The organism is Cronobacter sp. 153480017-3 (assembly GCF_053627815.1).
Genome location: NZ_JBSEYN010000004.1, coordinates 165,630 through 185,589, shown reverse-complemented (window position 1 = coordinate 185,589; position 19,960 = coordinate 165,630). Strand labels below are relative to the sequence as shown.

Genomic DNA, 19,960 nt, shown 5'->3' with positions numbered 1-19,960 from the left:
GCGGCTAGTCAACGTAACCTTTCATGACGGTCGCCAGCCACTCCATAAACAGGTGAACGCGCCGTGAGAGGTGCCGACGGTGCGGATAAATCAGCGAGACCGGCATCGGCGCGGCGCGGTATTGCGGCAGCACTTCCACGAGTTTGCCGCTGCGCAGCGCCTCACGCACGCCGATGCGCGGCACCTGAATAATGCCCAGCCCGGCGAAACAGGCGGCCTGGTAGGTTTCGGTGCTGTTGACCGTCAATACGCCACCGGTTGGTATCCACTCACTACCGCTTTCACGCCCGATTTCAAAGCCCGCCGGACGCGTGCCGAGCGTTGGCGTGTAATGCACCAGCGCGTGCGAAGCGAGATCGTCGAGCGTTTCAGGAATGCCGAAGCGCGCAAGATAATCCGGGCTGGCGCAGTTGACCTGGCTTAATTTGCCAAGCGGGCGCGCCACCAGCCCGGAATCTTTCAGCTGGCCGACGCGTACCACGCAGTCGAAGCCTTCGCGCACCACATCCACCAGCCGGTCGCTGCTGCTCAGCTCAAGGGCGATGCCGGGGTAGTGGTGAAGAAACTCCGGCAGACGCGGGATCACCACGTTTTGCGCCACCGCGACCGGCATATCGACACGCAGCCGCCCGCTGACGCTCGCCGGATCGTGCAGAAACAAGCCGTCGAGTTCGTCGAGATTCGCGAGCAGATCGCGCGCGCGCTCGTAATAGACCTGGCCGTCCTGGGTGAGATGCACCCGTCGCGTCGTGCGGTGCAGCAGGCGCGTGCCGAGCGCGCTTTCCAGCGCCTGCACCTGCCGCGATACGCTGCCTTTCGGCAGGCTCAGCGTCTCGGCGGCGCGGGTAAAGCTCTCCAGTTCCGCCACTCGCACGAATAAACGCATTGCGTGAATTTTATCCATCGCTGCCCCTCATTGTTGTTATATATGAAACAGTAAAGCGTATTTTGCGATCTTTATCGTTCTGTTGTCAGCTAATAAGCTCTTTTTTAATCATCACCCAGACCCTGACGAGGTATTTATGACGCAACGTATCGCAATCATCACCGGTGGCAGCCGCGGGCTTGGTAAAAACGCAGCGCTGAAGCTCGCAGAGCGCGGAATTGGCATTTTGCTGACGTACCAGCGTCGGCGTGAAGACGCCGAGGCCGTTGTGCGTGAAATTGAACAAAAAGGCGTGAAAGCGGCAGCACTGGCGCTGAACGTCGCCGATAGCGCGTCCTTCCCGGCATTCGTTGCGCAGGTGAAGGCGCAACTGCAACAGACCTGGCAGCGCGATAGTTTTGATTATTTAATCAACAACGCGGGTATCGGGATTTATGCGCCGTTTGGCGAGTTCAGCGAGGCGCAGTTTGACGAGTTAGTGAACATTCACTTCAAGGGGCCGTTCTTTCTGACGCAGCAACTGCTGCCGCTGATTAATAACGGCGGACGCATCCTGAACGTCTCCAGCGGGCTGACGCGTTTTGCGCTGCCGGGCTATTCCGCATATGCCTCAATGAAAGGCGCGATGGAAGTGCTGACGCGCTATCAGGCCAAAGAGCTTGGCAGCCGGAATATCGCGGTGAATATTATCGCGCCAGGCGCGATTGAGACGGACTTCGGCGGCGGACGGGTGCGTGATAACGAAGAGCTTAACCGTTTTATCGCCTCGCAGACGGCGCTCGGGCGCGTGGGGCTGCCGGATGATATCGGCGCGGCGATAGCGGCTATTATCGGCGACGAGCTTGGCTGGATGAACGCGCAGCGGATTGAAGTTTCCGGCGGGATGTTCCTGTAAAGCGTTGCCTTGCCCGGCGCAACCGGGCAAGGCGTTCTGGCAGGTTACTCTTTCTGAAAGTGCGTCACGCGAATGCGGTACGGCTGCTGTTTTTTATCAAGCGTACCGCTGATGCCCACCAGTTCATCCGGGCTGACCTCTTTGCCCTGAAAAACCGCATGCGGAATCATCACGTCGATATCACCGCCTTTATCGCGGAACTGATAGACGTCATCGCCTTTTTTCTTGATCAGATAGCCACGCAGCGTCACGGAGGCGCCGTCGTGCATCTCTTTCGCCTGCTTCACGTCGATCGAGCGGGCGTCCGTAATGCCGCGGTAGCCCTCTTTAAGCTGATGCGGCGGCGGCGGGGCTTCATCGTTCTTGAAGCCGCCTTTCTCTTCTGCCAGTGCAGGCAGGGCCAGTAACGCGGAAAGCGTGGCGATAATCACTGTTTTTTTCATACGTCTCCCTGTGTTGTTGCAGGTTTATGTTCTTTAAGCCTGGCACAAGGAAGCAAAAACGTCTTTCGGCGGAGTCGCATGTGGGGGCAGACGGCGGGTGCGCTGTGCTTACCCGCCCTACGGGCTGAAACCGGCGTATCTATTTTTGCGTCATGGCGGGTGCGCTACGCTTACCCGCCCTACGGGTTAAAATCGGCGTATCTATTTTTGCGTCATGGCGGGTGCGCTGTGCTTACCCGCCCTACGGGAGGCAGGTGGTCAGACGGCAGGTGAAAACCGGCGTATATATTTGTGCGTAGGGTGGGTAAGCGCCAGCGCACCCACCGTGCGTCAGAATTAACTCTCCGGTGAAGAGTCGCGTGCCAGCAGGCCAAACAGCCAGTCGTCATGCCAGCGACCGCCGATAAAGTAACTTTCCCGCAGCGTGCCCTCCTGAATAAATCCCGCTTTTTCCAGCGTCTTTTTCGAGGCAATATTGCCGCCGGTGACGGTCGCCACCAGACGCCGCAGGCCGCAACCCTCAAAAGCGAGGCGGCAGATGGCGCGCAGCGATTCATAGCCGTAGCCCTGGCCCTGAAAGGCGCTCGCCAGCAGAAACCCGACTTCAGCAATCCCTTCACCGCGCATCACAAAGCCCGTCACGCCGACCGGCTGCCCGCTGTGCCTCTCGCTAATCAGTAAACAGAGCCAGCGGGTGCTTGCGGGCGTCCAGGGCGGCAGGCGCGACGCGAAATCCTGCATCCGCTGCGCGTCAGAGCGCGGGTCGGCCACGAAACGCATCACCGTATCGTCACGTTGCAGGCTTAAAAAGAACGGCCAGTCGTCGGGCGTGAGGGGCCGGTAATCGAGGCGTGTGGAATTAAACGTCAACAACGCGTCGTTAAAGGGCGTGTCGGGATGCATACAATCTCCGTGCGGTAAGTACAGCAAACAGTGTTGCCTGAAAAACGCGCCGCTGTCATTCGCGCCGCCATTTACCTGCTAATTCAGGCAGGAAAAGGCGATTTTTCACGCAAAAACCGACGTGTCACTTTTTTTCCGGCTATTTTCAGCTATGTTGTCTCACTGCCCGTCAGCGCAGATAAAAAAATTCAGAAATAACAAGATACTTAAGTGAAATTTCGCCCGCTCCGCCCACCTTTATGACGGGGCGTTGAGCGCAAAAGGATGCAACATGGCCCGCTTCACACAGCCTCTGGTAAGAGAAACATTTGAAACTGCGCTTACGGTGATCCGCCAGGCGTCGGTTGAAATCCTGGTTTTGCTTGGCGTTAACGTTGCGGAGGGCAAAGATCCGCAGTGGTTCTTACAACAGCTCGACCAGGCGCGTCTGAATCTCGGCAACTGGGCGACGGTCGCCCGCCGGCTGAACCTTAACGACGCCGATATGTCGCAGTTCACGTTGCAGCTGCGCCACTTGCAACAGCTGGTGCCGCAGTATGAGAGCGGCCAGGACGTGACGGAGAACCAGCTTCTCGCGGCGCTGCGTTTTGTGACGTGCCTTGAGAAAGTGCGTAACCAGCAGCCGAAACTGGGCTATTCCACTGAGATGAATGTCGATAAAACGGCGATGCAGCCCGATGCGCTGCGCCAGTTGCGCGCGCTCGATTTCACCCTGCGCGGCATGGTGCGCGAAGCCTGGCCGGACGAGCAGCAGCGCGTCAATCAGCTCAAACAGTTGTGCGGCGGCGATAAAGTGCGCCGCTGGCTGAAGATGGGCGACAAGGGCGACATCCTGAGCGGTATGTTATTCAGCGAGCTGGCGATGCTGGTGGTCGATAAAAAGCTCTTCGCCCGCCACTATGACAAACTCTTCCAGGGCGCGACATCGCTGACGCTGTTTGTCGAGCCACGCAAAACGCTGCAAACCCTGCTGGATGATATCCGCGAAATCCGCAACGTCGCCGCGCTCGGCAAACCGCTTTCCGGCGCGCAGGAAGTGATGCTGGATAACTATTTCAACGCCATCAGCGCTCCGCTGCATAAAGCCTGTGGCGAAGGGCGCACGCGCGTGAACCCGGCGGCGCTGATGAAAGCCGATGACGCACAGCTGAAAGCGTTTATCGATCATGCCGCGAAGAAAAACAGCGTGGTCGGCGGGGATATTTTTGACGTTCGCGATGCCATCGAAAGCCCGAGCCGTCGTCAGGACGGCAAAAAGCAGGAGACGCGCCAGCTGGTGATGGGCGCGGTCTGGGGCGCAGTAGGCCTCGGCGCTATCGCGATGGTGGTCGGCGCGCTGTTTGTCGCAAGCGATGCGCTTAAACCCCCTGCGGCAGAGGAGGTGACCGCGCCTGTCGCGACCGCCATGGCCGCAGAGCCTGAGAACAACGACGACAGCCCGCGTCATAAGCTCAGCAAAATGGGCATCACGTGGGATGAAGAGAACCTGCGCGCGGCTATCGATCGCGATGACAAACTGGTTACGCGCCTCTTTCTCGAGGCCGGAATGAACTGGAAAGTGGCCTGGACCGAGCAGGCGCTCGCGAAAAATCATGAAGAGACGCTGGAAACGCTGCTGCGCTATCGCCTCCAGATGGATGAGAAAAAACCGTGCCGCCGGATGATCACGACGTTAAGCCACGCGCTGTCGCAGGGCGAGAAAATGACGTCCATGCGTAAAGAGTATTTGCAGACGTTTTGCACCGTGCCCGCGGTCGTGGAGCGCCAGAAGCATGAACTTGAGCAGGCGCAACTGCGCGCGCAGGCGAACCCGAATGATGAAACGAAGAAATGGGTGAAAATCCGCGAGGCGATTTACCAGACGATCCGGTAAATTCGCGGCGGTAAAAGCGCGGCAGCAAAAAGGGGAAGCAGACGCTTCCCCTTGTTTTTAGGCGCGGCGATGGGTGCTTAGCGCATCGTCACAAACTCTTCCGCGGCGGTCGGGTGGATGGCGACGGTGTTGTCGAAGTCTTTTTTGGTCGCGCCCATTTTCAGCGCCACCGCAAAGCCCTGCAGCATTTCGTCCATGCCGAAACCGATGCCGTGAATGCCGACGATTTTCTCCTCTGGCCCGACGCAGACCAGCTTCATGCGGCACGGCTGGCGGTGCGTGGTGACAGCGGTGTACATCGCGGTAAACGACGATTTGTAGATTTTCACGTTCGCATCGCCATACTGCTCGCGCGCCTGCGGCTCGGTAAGCCCGACGGTGCCGATGGGCGGATGGCTGAAGACGACGGTCGGGATGTTGTTGTAATCCAGATGCTCATCCGGCTTGTTGTTAAACAGGCGCTCGGAGAGGCGACGGCCCGCCGCGACCGCGACCGGCGTCAGCTCGACCGCGCCGGTATTATCGCCGACCGCGTAGATGCCCGGCACGTTCGTGTTCTGGTATTTATCAACGACGATATAGCCTTTTTCGTTGGTTTTAACGCCCGTGGCCGCCAGGTTGAAATTATCGGTTTCCGGCTCGCGGCCAATCGCCCAGATCAGCGCGTCGACCGTTTCTGAACGGCCATCTTCCAGGTGCAGCGTCAGGCTGCCATCGCTGTTTTTCTCCACGGCTTTCGGCGTCGCATGCGTGTGAAGCTGCGGGCCTTCGGCCTGCATCACTTCCACCAGCGTTTCCGAAAGCATCGGATCGAACGTGCGCAGCGGCGCGTGTTTACGCACAAACAGGTGCGTCTTCGCGCCCAGCGCGTTGATAACACCCGCCAGTTCAACGGCGATATAGCCCGCGCCCACGACCGCCACGCGTTGCGGCATCGCCGACAGCGCGAAGAAACCATCGGAGTCGATACCGTATTCCGCGCCCGGAATATCCGGGTGGCTCGGACGACCGCCGGTCGCGATCAGGATGTGATCGGCGGTGATCCGCTCGCCGTTGACTTCAACGGTGTGCGCGTCCACAAAACGAGCGAAGCCCTGGATCACATCGACATTATTCTTGCCCAGCACATTGTCATACGACGTATGAATGCGGTCGATATAAGCGGTACGGCTCGCCACCAGCTTCTGCCAGTCGAAATGGTTCACCGTGGTGTCAAAGCCGTAATCCGGGCCATACAGATGGATCGCCTCGGCGATTTGCGCGGCGTGCCACATGATTTTTTTCGGTACGCAGCCCACGTTGACGCAGGTGCCGCCCAGCGCTTTGGCTTCAATCAGGGCGCATTTCTGGCCGTACATGGCCGCACGGTTGACAGAAGCGATACCGCCACTGCCGCCGCCGATGGCGAGGTAGTCGTAGTGTCTGGTCATGGCTGTTACCTTTTAATGATTCGAATTAACGCGATTGTAGTCCTGACGAACAGGGGTTCCACCTATAGCTGCGATTACTCCGGCACGACCCATTTCAGCGTCGTGTGGCCGGTGCCCGCCGGCACCAGCGCTTTGTGCAGCCACGGCAACAGCGTCGCCATTTGCTGTTCCAGCTTCCACGGCGGGTTGATGACAATCATGCCCGAGGCGGTCATGCCGCGCTGATCGCTGTCCGGGCGCACCGCCAGCTCGATTTGCAGAATGCGGCGAATGCCAGTGGCTTCCAGATCGTTCATCATACGCTTGATTTGATTGCGCAAAACGACCGGATACCAGAGTGCGTAGACGCCGGTTGCAAAGCGTTTGTAGCCTTCGCTGATGCCCTGAACCACCGCCTGGTAGTCGGTTTTGATTTCGTACGGCGGGTCGATAAGGATCAGGCCGCGGCGCGAGGCGGGCGGCAGTTTCGATTTCAGCTGCTGATAGCCGTCGGCGCGCTCAACGCGGGCGCGTTCATCTTTCTGAAATTCGCCGCGCAGCAGCGGGAAATCGCTCGGGTGCAGCTCGGTCAGTTGCAGGCTGTCCTGCGGGCGCAGCAGCTGGCGCGCGATGAGCGGCGAGCCGGGGTAGTAGCGCAGCTGGCCGCTGCGGTTGAAGTGCGACACGGCGCTGATGTAAGGCGCAAGCTCGGCGGGCAGATCGTCCCGCTGCCAGATGCGTGCGATGCCTTCCAGATATTCTCCCGTGCGCTCGGCGTGTTCGCCGCTCAGCAGATAGCGCCCGGCGCCCGCGTGGGTATCCAGATACAGAAACGGTTTTTCCTTCTCTTTGAGCGACTCAATGATCAGGCTCTGGACGGTGTGTTTGAGGACATCGGCGTGGTTGCCGGCGTGGAAGCTGTGGCGGTAACTGAGCATGGAGGATGGGTTTCCAAAAGGCGTAAATGAACATCGATTTTGAACAGTATACCGGAAAGTGACCGCTTACGGGATGTGCTGTCGTGCCCCTTAAAGCCCAGCGCCAGCCATTGAAATTAACTACACTAAACCCCATGCTACAAGACATTGTCGCTGCAAGATGCGCTTAACAACACTAATCAGGACGCGCTTATGACCAATCCATTACTGACGCCTTTTGAACTGCCGCCGTTTTCCTCCATTAAACCCGAGCACGTGGTGCCTGCCGTTACGAAGGCGCTGGAAGATTGCCGTGCGCAGGTGGAGGCGGTAGTCGGCCGCGGCGCGCCTTACAGCTGGGAATCGCTCTGTCAGCCGCTGGCTGAAACCGACGACCGACTGGGCCGTATTTTCTCGCCGATAAGCCACCTGAACTCCGTGAAAAACAGCCCGGAACTGCGAGAAGCGTATGAACAGACGCTGCCGCTGCTCTCGGAATACAGCACCTGGGTGGGCCAGCACGAAGGGCTTTACCAGGCCTATCGCGATTTACGCGACGGCGAGAACTACGCGAAGCTCGACACGGCCCAGAAGAAAGCGGTTGATAACGCGCTGCGCGATTTCGAGCTTTCCGGTATTGGCCTGCCGAAAGAGAAGCAAAAACGCTACGGCGAAATCGCCGCGCGCCTCTCTGAGCTTGGCTCGCTCTACAGCAACAACGTGCTGGACGCGACCCAGGGCTGGACGAAGCTGATTACCGACGAAGCTGAGCTTTCCGGGATGCCGGAAAGCGCGCTGGCGGCCGCGAAAGCGATGGCGGAAGCCAAAGAGCAGGAGGGCTTCCTGCTGACGCTGGATATCCCAAGCTACCTGCCGGTGATGACCTACTGCGACAACCAGGCGCTTCGCGAAGAGATGTATCGCGCCTACAGCACGCGCGCCTCTGACCAGGGGCCGAACGCGGGCAAATGGGACAACACGCCGGTGATGGAAGAGATCCTGGCGCTGCGTCACGAACTGGCGCAACTGCTCGGCTTTGACAGCTACGCCGACAAATCGCTCGCCACCAAAATGGCGGAAAACCCGCAGCAGGTGCTGGATTTCTTAACCGATCTGGCCAAACGCGCCCGCCCGCAGGGTGAAAAAGAGCTCGCCCAGCTGCGCGCCTTCGCCAAAGAACACTTCAGCGTCGACGAGCTGCAACCGTGGGACATTGCGTACTACAGCGAAAAACAGAAACAGCATCTCTACAGCATCAGCGATGAGCAACTGCGCCCGTATTTCCCGGAAAACAAAGCGGTTAACGGCCTGTTTGAAGTGGTAAAACGCATTTACGGCATCAGCGCCAAAGAGCGCAAAGATATCGACGTCTGGCACCCGGACGTGCGCTTCTTCGAGCTGTATGACGAGAGCGGCGAGCTGCGCGGCAGCTTCTACCTTGACCTCTACGCGCGTGAGAACAAGCGCGGCGGGGCGTGGATGGACGACTGCGTCGGCCAGATGCGCAAAGCGGACGGCTCGCTGCAAAAACCGGTCGCCTACCTCACCTGTAACTTTAACCGCCCGGTGAGCGGGAAACCGGCGCTGTTCACCCATGACGAAGTGATCACGCTGTTCCATGAATTTGGTCACGGTCTGCACCATATGCTGACCCGCATCGAAACCCCAGGGGTGGCGGGCATCAGCGGCGTGCCGTGGGATGCCGTCGAGCTGCCGAGCCAGTTTATGGAAAACTGGTGCTGGGAGCCGGAGGCGCTGGCGTTTATCTCCGGTCACTATGAAACCGGCGAGCCGCTGCCGCAGGAACTGCTGGATAAAATGCTGGCCGCGAAAAACTACCAGGCGGCGATGTTCATCCTGCGCCAGCTGGAGTTCGGCCTGTTCGATTTCCGTCTGCATGCGCAGTTCAGCCCGGAGCAGGGCGCGAAAGTGCTGGAGACGCTCGCGGAGATCAAAAAACAGGTCGCCGTGGTGCCAGGCCCGGCCTGGGGCCGCTTCCCACACGCGTTCAGCCATATCTTCGCGGGCGGCTACGCGGCGGGCTACTACAGCTACCTGTGGGCCGACGTGCTGGCGGCGGATGCCTATTCCCGTTTCGAAGAAGAGGGGATTTTCAACCGCGAAACCGGCCAGTCGTTCCTTGATAACATCCTGACGCGCGGCGGCTCCGAAGAACCGATGGAGCTGTTTAAACGCTTCCGCGGCCGTGAACCGCAGCTTGACGCGATGCTGGAACACTACGGCATCCAGGGCTGACGACACGCGTGAACATTTGTCTGATTGATGAAACAGGCGCCGGAGACGGCGCCTTATCTGTTCTGGCGGCCCGCTGGGGATTGACGCATGATGCCGATAACCCGATGGCGCTGGTGATGACGCCCGCGCATCTTGAACTGCGCAAGCGCGACGAGCCAAAGCTTGGCGGGATTTTTGTCGATTTCGTCGAGGGCACGATGGCGCACCGGCGTAAATTCGGCGGCGGTCGCGGCGAGGCGGTGGCGAAAGCGGTCGGTATTAAGGGTAGTTATCTGCCGCAGGTGGTGGACGCCACGGCGGGGCTCGGGCGCGACGCGTTCGTGCTGGCGTCGGTCGGGTGTCACGTGCGGATGCTGGAGCGCAACCCGGTTGTCGCAGCGCTGCTGGACGACGGTCTCGCGCGCGGCTATCAGGATGCGGAAATCGGGCCGTGGCTGCGCGAGCGGTTACAGCTCATTCACGCCTCCAGCCTGACGGCGCTTGAGGCGATAACGCCGCGCCCGGATGTGGTCTATCTCGATCCGATGTTTCCGCACAAGCAGAAAAGCGCGCTGGTGAAAAAAGAGATGCGGGTGTTTCAGTCGCTGGTGGGGCCGGATCTCGACGCCGACGGGCTGCTGGCACCGGCCCGCAGGCTCGCCATCAAGCGCGTGGTTGTCAAACGCCCGGATTACGCGCCGCCGCTTGGCGACGTTGCGACGCCAAACGCCGTGGTGACGAAAGGCCACCGGTTTGATATCTACACGGGCACGCCAGCCTGACAGCCCCTTGCTTCAGTGTGGCGCTGCCGGACGGCAGCGCCTTTTGCATCGTAAAAACGCCTGTAGGGCGGGTAAGCGTTGCGCACCCGCCGCTACTTACGCCTCTTCGTCGTCGCGCAGCGGGACGATCAGCATATCGATGTGAACGGTGTTAATGAGCTGGCGGGCGGAAGACATCAGCTTGCTCCAGAAATCCTGATGGTGACCGCATACCACCAGATCCACATCGTATTTCTTGATGGCGTCGACCAGCACCTGGCCCAGATCGCCGCTGCCGCTCAGGGTTTCGGTAATCGGATAGCCCGCGTTGGTGGAAAGCTCGGTCAGCGCGTGGTGCGTCTCTTCAGAGATGCGCTTCTGCATGTCGCCCAGGTTAACGTCAATTAACCCGGTGTAAAGATCGGAATAATTCACATCGACATGAATCAGAGAAATTTTCGCGTTGTAGGGACGCGCCATGGATACCGCTTTATCTACCAGTACCTTGCTCTCAGGGGACAGATCGACCGCGATAAGAATATGTTTATAAGCCATAGTGTTACTCCTTCCATAAGATGTCGATGACCAGTGGACTGGATGGCGCGTGGCTACCTGCGGCGTCATCCCCGTGCCCGCGTCCTGCGTACCACAATCGCGGGAACTCATTCCGGCGTAAAGACTTAGTGCTAAAGCTAATTTCACCTTATAGCGCCCTGGTACATCCGTCAATCCGCCGGGGTCGCATACATTGAAGCGGAAAATAGGTCAGCAAGCGTTGATAAGGATTAACGATGTGGTAAAAAAATTACCGGATCTCCTACACTATTAAAAAAGCCGTTCGGGTGAATAAATGTGAACCTGATCGACTTTTACGCACGCTTCACAGAACAGTCTTTCAGGTATTGGAGAGCCATTGCTTTCCAGGCGAGTCGTCGGGGGGAAGGTATGATCAGCACCGTCGCGCTGTTTTGGGCCTTATTCTTGGTTTGCGTTATTAACATGGCGCGCTATTTCTCATCGTTACGCGCGCTGCTGGTGGTGCTCAGAGGATGCGATCCGCTCCTGTATCAGTATGTGGATGGCGGCGGTTTTTTTACCGCGCATGGTCAGCCCAGCAAGCAGATCCGCCTTGTGTGGTATATCTACTGGCAACGTTATCTCGATCATCATGACGACGAATTTATTCGCCGCTGCGAACGCGTGCGCCGCCAGTTTATTCTGACCAGCGCTTTATGCGGTCTGGTGATTATTAGCCTTATCGGGCTGATGATTTGGCATTAAAAAAGCGGGCCAGTTTCCTGACCCGCTTCTTAACGTTCACGCAAATTCGCTTACACGAAACGCAACGCAATCCAGTACAGCACGCCTGAGAGCATGATGGAGGCCGGCAGAGTGAAGACCCAGGCCATCAGAATGCTGGTGACGGTTTTGCGCTGCAGACCGCCGCCGTCGACGATCATAGTGCCCGCGACCGACGATGACAGCACGTGTGTCGTGGACACCGGCATACCGGTGTAGCTCGCGATACCGATAGACACGGCCGCCGTCATCTGCGCCGACATGCCCTGTGCGTAGGTCATGCCTTTCTTACCGATTTTCTCACCGATGGTGGTCGCCACGCGGCGCCAGCCAATCATCGTACCGACGCCAAGCGCCAGTGCGACCGCCATGATTATCCATACCGGCGCGTACTCGATGGTGCTGAGCATATCGGCTTTCAGGTTTTTCAGCAGACGCTGATCGTCCGCGCTGGTGTCTTTGAGCTTCGCCACCTTATCGGTGGTGTCAGAGATACACAGCATGATGCGGCGCAGGTGGCTGCGCTGCTCAACGGTCAGTTTGTCGTAGCTGTCGATGTTGTTAAGCATCCCTTTAGCGCGATCCAGCGCCACGATGGCGCGGCTGGCGTCGCAGTGGAACTCTTTCGGATTATCCGTCGGGTTCACCTGCTCCGGCGTTGGGATCACCGGGTCTATGCCCGCCACCTGACGCAGCGCCGCCGGGTGCTGCTGGAAGTACGTTTCAACGTTGCTGATAGCATCGCGGGTGCGGGTGATGTCATAGCCGGAGGCGTTCATATTCACCACAAAACCCGCCGGTGCCACGCCAATCAGCACCAGCATAATCAGGCCAATGCCTTTCTGACCGTCGTTCGCGCCGTGCGAGAAACTCACGCCGATAGCGGAGAGGATCAGCGCGATACGTGTCCAGAATGGCGGCTTTTTCTTGCCGTCTTTCTTTTCACGCTCTGCAGGCGTCAGATGGATACGGGCGCGTTTTTTGGTGCCGCTCCAGTAACGACGCAGCAAGAACACCAGCCCGCCCGCGAACACCAGACCGACAATCGGCGACACAATCAGCGAGCCGAAAATGTTCAGCACTTTCGGGATATTCAGCGCATCCACAACGGACGTGCCGGTCATCAGGGCGTTGGTGAGACCAATCCCGATGATAGAGCCGATAAGCGTATGGGAGCTGGACGCCGGCAGACCGAGATACCAGGTGCCAAGGTTCCAGACAATCGCGGCCAGCAGCATGGAGAAAACCATCGCCAGGCCATGCGCGGAGCCCACATTCAGCAGCAAATCAGTCGGCAGCATATGCACAATCGCATAGGCTACGCTTAAGCCGCCAAGCAGAACACCGAGGAAGTTAAAGAGAGCCGCCATAGCCACCGCAAGCTGCGATCGCATAGCGCGTGTGTAGATAACCGTTGCGACTGCGTTTGCCGTATCATGGAAGCCGTTGATAGCTTCATAAAACAGTACAAATCCCAGAGCAAGCAATAGTAACAGGCCAGTGTGTAAATCCAGCCCGGCAAACAAATGTAGCATAGGACGTTACGCCATTTTGAGGACATGAACGCGGCGCATTATCTAAGACAACGGCGGCGTGGGCAAAGTGAAATATAGACTTTTTTTAATCGCCGTCACTGAAGTGTCAATTTCACTAAAGAGATTACCTTTTAAATTCAATTTATTAGAATTTGTAACAGGGTTTTGTCTGGTGCGACCAGAGAGGAAACTTTACAATTCGCGGCCTTAACGGCAATGAGGAAGGGTTGTGGAACAGTTTGATGCCATCATCGTAGGGGCAGGCGCGGCAGGATTATTCTGCGCGGCGCTGGCAGGGCAGGCGGGCCGCCGGGTATTAGTGCTGGATAACGGCAAAAAACCGGGGCGCAAAATCCTGATGTCCGGCGGCGGGCGCTGCAATTTTACCAACCTCTACGTTGAGCCCGGCGCTTACCTCAGCGCCAATCCGCACTTCTGCAAATCGGCGCTGGCGCGCTACACCCAGTGGGATTTTATCGATCTGGTGGGCAAGCACGGCATCGCCTGGCATGAGAAAACCCTCGGCCAGCTCTTCTGCGATGACTCGGCGGAGCAAATCGTCACGATGCTGATGGCGGAGTGCGACAAAGGCGGCGTCACCGTGCGGCTACGCAGCGAAGTGCTGGCGATTGCGCGCGACGACAGCGGTTATACCCTGACGCTTAATGGCGGCACCGTGACTACGCCGAAGCTGGTTATCGCCAGCGGCGGCCTGTCGATGCCGGGCCTCGGCGCCACGCCGTTTGGCTATAAAGTGGCGGAGCAATTCGGTCTGAAAGTGCTGCCAACCCGCGCGGGCCTGGTGCCGTTCACGCTGCATAAGCCGCTGCTTGAGCAGATCCAGACGCTCTCCGGCGTGTCGGTGCCGGCGGTCGTCACCGCCGATAACGGCACGGTCTTTCGCGAAAGCATTCTCTTTACCCATCGCGGGCTCTCCGGCCCGGCAATTTTGCAAATCTCCAGCTACTGGCAGCCGGGTGAGTGGGTCACCGTTAACCTGCTGCCGGATACGGATGCCGCCGCGTTTATCGATGAACAGCGTGCCGCGCACCCGAATCAGAGCCTGAAAAACACGCTCGCCATGCTGCTGCCGAAGCGGCTGGTGGAGTGCCTGCAAAGCCTCGGGCAAATTCCGGACGTCACGCTGAAACAGCTCAACAGCCGCCAGCAGCAGGAATTGCTGGAGACGCTCCACGGCTGGCGCGTCCAGCCCAACGGCACCGAAGGCTACCGCACCGCGGAGGTGACGCTCGGCGGCGTTGATACCCACGAGCTTTCGTCGCGCACCATGGAAGCGCGCAACGTGCCAGGACTCTATTTTATCGGCGAAGTGGTGGATGTGACCGGCTGGCTTGGCGGTTATAACTTCCAGTGGGCGTGGAGCTCCGCCTGGGCCTGCGCCCAGGCGCTCGCTGAATAACGCCTCAGCAGAGAGTCCGGGGCGTGAAAACCCCGGATGTCGCGCAGGGCTTGCGCCTGCGCATCGGCACCGTGCGGTACGCCGCAGCGGCTTAATATCATGACGAAGCGAGACAGGATTCGCCTCTTTTCACGTGACTAGTGGGGATGGGCGCGTTTTTCTGCGTCGGTGACTTCGCTTTCAAACCGGGCCAGCTCCTGGCGTTTACAGGCAAGCCAGGCGTCGCTGAACGGCGCGCCCAGTTGCTCCTGTAACCACTTCGCCTCCTGAAAACGCGCCAGCGCGTCCGGCCAGAAAAGCGGCAGGGCGGGCAGCTCCGCGATTGCGCCTGGTTCGGGCAGCGTTAACGGACGATCAAGGCCATAAAGAATGCCCGCGAGGGCCGCCGCCGCCACGAGATACGGGTTGGCGTCGGCGCTCGCGAGCCGGTATTCGATGCGCTGACGCGCGGGATCCGCGCAGGGCAGGCGCAGCGCCGCCGAGCGATCGTTATAGCCCCACGACGAAAACAGCGGTTCGTTCAGGCTTTTACGCAGCCGCCGGAAGGCGTTGGCACCGGGCGTGACCAGCGCGACGCTTGCGGGCATCAGCGCCAGCAGGCCGCTCAGGCTGCGGCGCATCATCACGTTCGGGGTGTCGGTATCACCGGCGAAAAGGTTATTACCCTGCGCGTCGTTCAGGCTGATGTGCACATGCAGGCCGCTGCCGGCAAGCTCAGCGCGTGGTTTGGCCATAAAGCTTGCCAGATAGCCCTGTTTTTCCGCGACCTGATGCACCAGTCGCCGGGCCGCCAGCACCCGGTCGCACATCTCCACCACGCGCGGGGTGTGATTAAAATTGAGTTCGAACTGGCCCGCTTCCGCTTCCGCCACAATGCCGCAGAGCGGCAAACCCTGACGCCGCGCCTCGGTTTCCATCGCCTCCAGCAGCGCGCTGTCGCGCCCTGGCATATCGATATCAAAGCAGCGCGATGTCGGCGGCGCGCCGTCCACGGCCTGCAAATAAAACTCCACTTCCGGGGCTATCACCGGATAGATGCCGCGCGCGTGAAACTGCGCCAGAAGGCGCTCCAGCACAACGCGCGGCTCCAGCGCGCAGCCTGCGCCGTCCGGCTCCTGCATGGCGAGCAGCAACTGGGCGTGATGCGCTGGATCGCTTGCACAAGGGCGCAGCGTGCCGCTGACCGGCAGGCAGAGCCTGTCCGGCTCGCGCTGCGCGAGGGCGCTTTCAACGACATGCCCTTCCATATCCATGGCGTAGACCGACAGCGGAAAATAGCAGCCCTGGGCGAGCGAGCGCAGGCTCTCAGCGCTGATGCGCTTGCCGCGCCGACAGCCGTTCAGATCGTGCAGATAAATATCGACATGGCGGGTATGCGGATATTCCCGCAGGTAAGCATCGGCTTCCTGGCGAAAGGACATAAGTGCGCCCTGCGGCGTGCCCGCCAGCATCCAGGTATTCAGCAGTGTAGAAAACATAATCGGTTCCTGACCAGAAGGCGCTGCGGTCGGGCTCGGGGTTTTAAACCAGGGAGTGAGTGCAAAGGAGAACATAGGTCACGCTTCTTGTGGGCCGCTCGGGCGATGGTCAAAGGCTAGCGCTTTCCAGCGTGCAGCGGAGTAAAAATCCCGTAAAAAGAAAGGGCTGGCGTATAAAAATGGCGTTTATTCGGTGTGGGATGAAGGGGTTATGACGGTCAATGAAAGAGGAGTAACAAACGAATGTAGTGAGAGTCGATAGTCTGTTTTATCGCCAGTCGTTAACGTTGCGGCCTGTCAGAGGAAGCACATACGGAGCGCACTTCCTGACCGGGTAAGGAGCAACAACACGATACGGTAACGATCGCGATGCGTTTTTTATTAATGATACTTTTTTATTGTACCTCACTGCTTGCAGCGCCGGCGTTCAGCGCCGTACTGCCTGCGTCCTGGCATTATCATGATGCTGATAATGACTATTCCTGGCACCTCACAGAGACGGCACCGCCGCACCCGCTGCTTAAACGCGCGCTGTTAAATCGCTATATCAGCTGGAAAGGCACCCGCTATCACTTTGGCGGTACGACGCGCCACGGCGTTGATTGCTCGGCGCTGATGCAGCATCTGTTTGCCGAATCGGTGAGCGTGTCGCTGCCGCGCACCACCTTGCAGCAACTTAAAAAGGGCACAGCGGTAAGAAAAACGGCGCTGCAACCGGGCGATCTGGTGTTTTTCAGTACCGGCCCGCAACAGCGCCATGTGGGAGTGTATATCGGCGATAATCAGTTTATTCACGCCTCGAAAGAGAAAGGCGTGACCATCTCCAGCCTCACTAACGAATACTGGCGCGCGCGTTATCTCGCCGCGCGCCGCGTAGTGTAATGGCCTACCCCGGCAGCCGGGTTTTCGGACGGCCCGGGCCAAGCAGCACGGCGAGCTTACTGCCGCCGTGCGTGGTTTCCATCCAGATCTTACAGACGCTGGTGAGCGGCACCGACAACAGCATGCCGACCGGCCCAAGTAACCACCCCCAGAACAGCAGCGAGAGGAACACCACCATCGTGGACATCCCGAGGCGGTGGCCCATCATGCGCGGCTCGACGATATTGCCCAGAATCATATGCACCAGCGAGAACAGCACCCCCACCATCACCACCTCATACACGCCATTAAACAGCAGTGCCTGAATCATGGGCGGGATTGCCGAGAGCACCGCGCCGATATTGGGAATGTAGTTGAGCAGAAACCCGAGCACGCCCCACATCAGCGCGAACTGGATATCGAGCAGCGTCAGGCCGAGCCAGATGATCACGCCGGTCCACAGGCTGATGAGCGTTTTCAGCGCCAGATAGTGGCTGACGCCTTTTAACGCGCGGTGCAGCCCGGCGATATGCAGTTGCGGATTTGAGAGCGCAAAGCGCAGCTTATAAGGCACGTGGCGCACTTCGAACAGCATAAAAACGACGGTCATCACCAGCAGCACGACGCTAGCCATCGCGCCGGAGAGTTGCGTCATCAGCGTCGTGGCGAAGGTCATCATCTTGTCGGAATCCATGCGTTGCAGCATACGCTCCGGCGAAAGATGCAGGTGCATAAACGGCACCATTTCCTGAAGATGCAGCAGTTTTCGCGTCAGTTCCTTATTATATTTCGGCATTAACGCGACAAATTCATTAAACGACGCCGCCAGCACGCCCAGCAGAAGCGTCAGGCCTATCAGCATCACAAACACGACGATAGTAATCGCGACAGGGCGGCGAAAACCGCGGCGCATAAACCAGGTCACCAGCGGGTTGAGCACAATCGCCAGAAACAGCGCCAGCAGAAGCGGAACAATCATATCCGCGGCGGCGTGAATACCGGCCAGAATAATCACCAGCGCCGCCAGCTTTTGCAGCATATGCAGGCCGACTTTATCTTGTTGGGGTTGGGGTCGTTGTGGACCAATCATAACCAATTCCTTTGATGAGGGCTTTCTTAGTGTAGTGTGCAATGGGCATTGCGCCGCAGGGAGGAAGTCTGAAACGCGGGCGTTTCCGTTGAAGGAAATTTCAGGTTTATACTGACGCTACCGCTGTTGCCAAAAAAGTGAAATGTCATGCCGGATGTAAGCGCCGAACCCGCATTAAGCGGCTTACGGCTGAACCTGAAAATCGTCTCCATCGTTATCTTCAATTTCGCTACCTTTCTGACCATCGGCCTGCCGCTCGCGGTACTGCCGGGCTATGTCCATGATGTGATGGGGTTTAGCCCGTTCTGGGCGGGGCTGGTTATCAGCCTTCAGTATATCGCCACGCTGATAAGCCGTCCTCATGCGGGGCGTTATGCCGATCTCTGGGGGCCGAAAACCGTGGTGATCGTCGGGATGTCCGGCTGTCTGCTGAGCGGCGCGAGCTATTTTCTGGCGTGGTGGGGGGCCGGCGCGCCGCTGGTGTCGCTGGCGCTATTGTGTCTCGGGCGCGTGGTGCTGGGCTTTGGGCAAAGCTGCGCGGGAACCGGCTCGACGCTCTGGGGCGTCGGCGTGGTCGGCTCGACGCACATCGGTAAAGTGATCTCCTGGAACGGCGTGGTCACCTACGGCGCGATGGCCGTGGGCGCGCCGCTCGGTGCCCTGCTGTACCGCCAGGGCGGCCTGCCGCTGGTGGCGGGCGTCATTATGGGCGTTGCGCTGCTTGGCATTGTGTTAGCGCTGCCGCGCCCGGCCGTGAAGGCGAGCAAGGGTAAACCGCTGCCGTTTCGCGCGGTGCTCGGCAAGGTCTGGCCGTTCGGCATGGCGCTGGCGCTCACCACTTCTGGTTTCGGGGTGATCGCCACGTTTATTACGCTATTCTATCAGGCGAAGGGCTGGGACGGCGCGGCGTTCGCCCTGACGCTGTTCAGCGGCGCGTTTGTCGGCACACGCTTGTTATTCCCTAACGCGATTAACCGGCTGGGCGGCATTAACGTGACGCTTATCTGCGGCGTGGTGGAAACGGTCGGGTTGCTGATGGTTGGGCTGGCGGTGGAGCCATGGATGGCGAAAGCGGGGACGTTTCTCGCAGGCGCAGGGTTCTCGCTGGTTTTCCCGGCGCTTGGCGTCGTGGCGGTGAAAGCGGTGCCCCAGAGTAATCAGGGCGCGGCGCTCGCCACCTATACGCTGTTTATGGATCTGTCGCTCGGGATAACCGGCCCGGCGGCGGGCGTGCTGATGGCCTGGGCGGGCGTACCGGCGATCTATCTGGCGGCGGCGGGGCTGGTGCTGCTCGCCATTCTCTTGAGCGTACAGCTAAAAAAACGGCCCGCCCCGTAAAGGGCAGGCCGCGTTTTAAGCGTCATTTTTACTGCGGATTACTTCACCACGATGGTGTTGATGATGTTCTCTGCGGTGCTCTGCGCCTGCTGCTGGTTATCGGCAGGCAGCGTGATTTGCAGGGTCAGCAGTTTGTCATCGACATTGCCCAGCACCACGGATGAGTAAGCGGTCTGGCCTTTGGCAGAGATGACGGTGTCGAGCTGCTGCATCTTCTGGCCTTTGATTTCAATCGCTTTATTGGTCACGACCTGCAGTTGCGGGTCGCGGGCGCGCTGCTGATCTTCCAGACGCTTCGCCAGCACTTCCAGCGATTCCTGGCTTTTCTCGCCGACGATAACGATCACGGCTTTCTGGCCGGTCTGGTCAGAGTAGACGTGCATATTGTTCGCCTGGGTGCCTACTTTACCGCTCTGATCGGTCATATCCGACGGCAGGGAGAAGCTCAGTTTACCGTCCAGCAGGCTGACCGGCTGGCCGGAGGCTTCGCTCTGTGAGGCACCGGCGCTGGCCGGCGCGTTGCTGTCTTTGTTATCGCAGGCGGCAAGCCCCATCACCAGCAGGCCAATACCGACATATTTCACCAGATTGCGCATTCGCTTATTCCTTTACAAGAG

Annotated in this window: 19 protein-coding genes; 9 read left to right on the top strand and 10 right to left on the bottom strand. The window is 59.1% G+C overall.

The genetic code is table 11. From position 1 onward, the window contains the following. Positions 1-4: 4 nt before the first annotated feature. Positions 5-904 (bottom strand): LysR family transcriptional regulator, encoded by a 900-nt coding sequence (locus ACUW6V_RS11650; protein WP_007892707.1) that lies wholly within the window; start codon positions 902-904, stop codon positions 5-7. A gap of 118 nt (positions 905-1,022) precedes the next feature. Between ACUW6V_RS11650 and ACUW6V_RS11645 the strand changes: the two genes are divergently transcribed. Beyond that, on the top strand, positions 1,023-1,781 hold the full coding sequence (locus tag ACUW6V_RS11645) for an SDR family NAD(P)-dependent oxidoreductase (protein WP_085046819.1): 759 nt from the start codon (positions 1,023-1,025) through the stop codon (positions 1,779-1,781). Between the two features lie 44 nt (positions 1,782-1,825). Here the strand turns inward: ACUW6V_RS11645 and ACUW6V_RS11640 are convergent, their stop codons facing one another. Beyond that, positions 1,826-2,224, bottom strand: coding sequence for a YdeI family stress tolerance OB fold protein (locus ACUW6V_RS11640; protein ID WP_007797247.1), 399 nt, complete (start codon positions 2,222-2,224; stop codon positions 1,826-1,828). Between the two features lie 336 nt (positions 2,225-2,560). After that, positions 2,561-3,127: a GNAT family N-acetyltransferase gene (locus tag ACUW6V_RS11635; RefSeq protein WP_454038373.1), complete on the bottom strand. Its 567-nt coding sequence runs from the start codon at positions 3,125-3,127 to the stop codon at positions 2,561-2,563. A 33-nt stretch (positions 3,128-3,160) separates the two neighbouring features. Between ACUW6V_RS11635 and ACUW6V_RS11630 the strand changes: the two genes are divergently transcribed. Together ACUW6V_RS11630 and ACUW6V_RS11625 are read left to right on the top strand one after the other, a co-directional pair. Then, positions 3,161-3,325, top strand: a complete 165-nt coding sequence (locus ACUW6V_RS11630) for a hypothetical protein (RefSeq protein WP_162140774.1) — start codon at positions 3,161-3,163, stop codon at positions 3,323-3,325. Between the two features lie 73 nt (positions 3,326-3,398). Continuing rightward, positions 3,399-5,000, top strand: a complete 1,602-nt coding sequence (locus ACUW6V_RS11625; protein WP_004388306.1) for an STY4199 family HEPN domain-containing protein — start codon at positions 3,399-3,401, stop codon at positions 4,998-5,000. 77 nt (positions 5,001-5,077) lie between these two features. Here the strand turns inward: ACUW6V_RS11625 and gorA are convergent, their stop codons facing one another. Both gorA and ACUW6V_RS11615 read right to left on the bottom strand, forming a co-directional pair. After that, positions 5,078-6,430, bottom strand: coding sequence for a glutathione-disulfide reductase (gene gorA, locus ACUW6V_RS11620; RefSeq protein ID WP_069681910.1), 1,353 nt, complete (start codon positions 6,428-6,430; stop codon positions 5,078-5,080). Between the two features lie 74 nt (positions 6,431-6,504). After that, a complete protein-coding gene (locus ACUW6V_RS11615; protein WP_004388308.1) occupies positions 6,505-7,347 on the bottom strand; it encodes a 23S rRNA (adenine(2030)-N(6))-methyltransferase RlmJ in 843 nt (280 codons plus the stop codon). A gap of 192 nt (positions 7,348-7,539) precedes the next feature. Here ACUW6V_RS11615 and prlC point away from each other — a divergent pair, with 192 nt between their 5' ends. Continuing rightward, the gene (prlC, locus tag ACUW6V_RS11610; protein ID WP_063265751.1) at positions 7,540-9,582 is read left to right on the top strand and encodes an oligopeptidase A; all 2,043 of its coding nucleotides are present in this window, start codon (positions 7,540-7,542) and stop codon (positions 9,580-9,582) included. Between the two features lie 8 nt (positions 9,583-9,590). Further along, on the top strand, positions 9,591-10,343 hold the full coding sequence (gene rsmJ, locus ACUW6V_RS11605) for a 16S rRNA (guanine(1516)-N(2))-methyltransferase RsmJ (protein ID WP_004388309.1): 753 nt from the start codon (positions 9,591-9,593) through the stop codon (positions 10,341-10,343). Between the two features lie 96 nt (positions 10,344-10,439). On the opposite strand, the gene uspA is transcribed toward rsmJ, so the two are convergent. Continuing rightward, positions 10,440-10,877, bottom strand: coding sequence for a universal stress protein UspA (gene uspA / locus ACUW6V_RS11600; protein ID WP_004388310.1), 438 nt, complete (start codon positions 10,875-10,877; stop codon positions 10,440-10,442). Positions 10,878-11,267: 390 nt separating this feature from the next. Between uspA and uspB the strand changes: the two genes are divergently transcribed. Next, positions 11,268-11,603: a universal stress protein UspB gene (gene uspB, locus ACUW6V_RS11595; protein ID WP_004388311.1), complete on the top strand. Its 336-nt coding sequence runs from the start codon at positions 11,268-11,270 to the stop codon at positions 11,601-11,603. Positions 11,604-11,653: 50 nt separating this feature from the next. Here the strand turns inward: uspB and pitA are convergent, their stop codons facing one another. Further along, positions 11,654-13,156, bottom strand: a complete 1,503-nt coding sequence (gene pitA, locus ACUW6V_RS11590; RefSeq protein WP_004388312.1) for an inorganic phosphate transporter PitA — start codon at positions 13,154-13,156, stop codon at positions 11,654-11,656. A gap of 229 nt (positions 13,157-13,385) precedes the next feature. On the opposite strand from pitA, the gene ACUW6V_RS11585 reads away from it, so the two are divergent. After that, positions 13,386-14,576 carry a BaiN/RdsA family NAD(P)/FAD-dependent oxidoreductase gene (locus ACUW6V_RS11585; RefSeq protein ID WP_015387156.1) on the top strand — a complete coding sequence of 397 codons (1,191 nt, stop codon included), beginning with the start codon at positions 13,386-13,388 and terminating at the stop codon, positions 14,574-14,576. Between the two features lie 137 nt (positions 14,577-14,713). Here the strand turns inward: ACUW6V_RS11585 and ACUW6V_RS11580 are convergent, their stop codons facing one another. Further along, entirely contained in the window at positions 14,714-16,129 is a 1,416-nt protein-coding gene (locus ACUW6V_RS11580) for a glutamine synthetase family protein (protein WP_454038372.1), read from the bottom strand. 294 nt (positions 16,130-16,423) lie between these two features. Here ACUW6V_RS11580 and ACUW6V_RS11575 point away from each other — a divergent pair, with 294 nt between their 5' ends. Further along, positions 16,424-16,936 carry an NlpC/P60 family protein gene (locus tag ACUW6V_RS11575; protein ID WP_015387158.1) on the top strand — a complete coding sequence of 171 codons (513 nt, stop codon included), beginning with the start codon at positions 16,424-16,426 and terminating at the stop codon, positions 16,934-16,936. A gap of 4 nt (positions 16,937-16,940) precedes the next feature. Here ACUW6V_RS11575 and ACUW6V_RS11570 read toward each other — a convergent pair whose 3' ends face one another. After that, a complete protein-coding gene (locus ACUW6V_RS11570; RefSeq protein ID WP_014727870.1) occupies positions 16,941-18,005 on the bottom strand; it encodes an AI-2E family transporter in 1,065 nt (354 codons plus the stop codon). Positions 18,006-18,152: 147 nt separating this feature from the next. On the opposite strand from ACUW6V_RS11570, the gene ACUW6V_RS11565 reads away from it, so the two are divergent. Continuing rightward, positions 18,153-19,343: an MFS transporter gene (locus tag ACUW6V_RS11565; protein WP_012126342.1), complete on the top strand. Its 1,191-nt coding sequence runs from the start codon at positions 18,153-18,155 to the stop codon at positions 19,341-19,343. 38 nt (positions 19,344-19,381) lie between these two features. Here ACUW6V_RS11565 and ACUW6V_RS11560 read toward each other — a convergent pair whose 3' ends face one another. Continuing rightward, positions 19,382-19,939: a DcrB family lipoprotein gene (locus ACUW6V_RS11560; RefSeq protein WP_004386825.1), complete on the bottom strand. Its 558-nt coding sequence runs from the start codon at positions 19,937-19,939 to the stop codon at positions 19,382-19,384. Between the last annotated feature and the right edge of the window lie 21 nt (positions 19,940-19,960).